The sequence below is a fragment of the Vibrio sp. 10N.286.48.F5 genome, assembly GCF_041469785.1.
Classification (GTDB): Bacteria; Pseudomonadota; Gammaproteobacteria; order Enterobacterales; family Vibrionaceae; genus Vibrio; species Vibrio crassostreae_C.
This window is the reverse complement of sequence record NZ_JBFRLG010000088.1, coordinates 1-406: the sequence shown is the minus strand read 5'-3', so window position 1 is coordinate 406 and position 406 is coordinate 1. Positions and strand designations below refer to the sequence as shown.

The 406-nt window shown below is 48.5% G+C and carries 1 pseudogene; it reads right to left on the bottom strand.

The window, feature by feature from the left end:
- Positions 1-406 (bottom strand): annotated as a pseudogene (locus AB4185_RS21975) (IS110 family transposase); the annotation flags it as partial.

The window sequence follows — 406 nt, the reverse complement described above, 5'->3', positions numbered from 1 at the left end:
ATCGCAGTAGCGGTTTGCGGCCCAATACCTCGAACTTTCATCACTCGTTGAACATTAGCGCTGACCTTAGCAAAAGAGTCGAAGACTTGTTCAGTATCGGCGATACGTTGATTTAATTCACCAAGGTGGTGATAAGCATCGGCAATCACCGTTCTAGCGAGATGTGGCAGTTCATTTTCTGCATCTTCGAGCATTAAGGGAATCTGTTTCATCAATGAAGAGCGGCCAACAGGAATGATTAACCCGAACTCAGAGAGTAGGGCGCGCATGCGATTCATAAGCGCGGTGCGCTCACGAACCCAATGCTCTCTCATTCTATGTACCGATAGGATGGCTTGTTGCTCTGGTGATTTTACGGGCACAAAGCGAGTGGATGGTCGCTGAACAGCTTCGCAGATAGCTACTG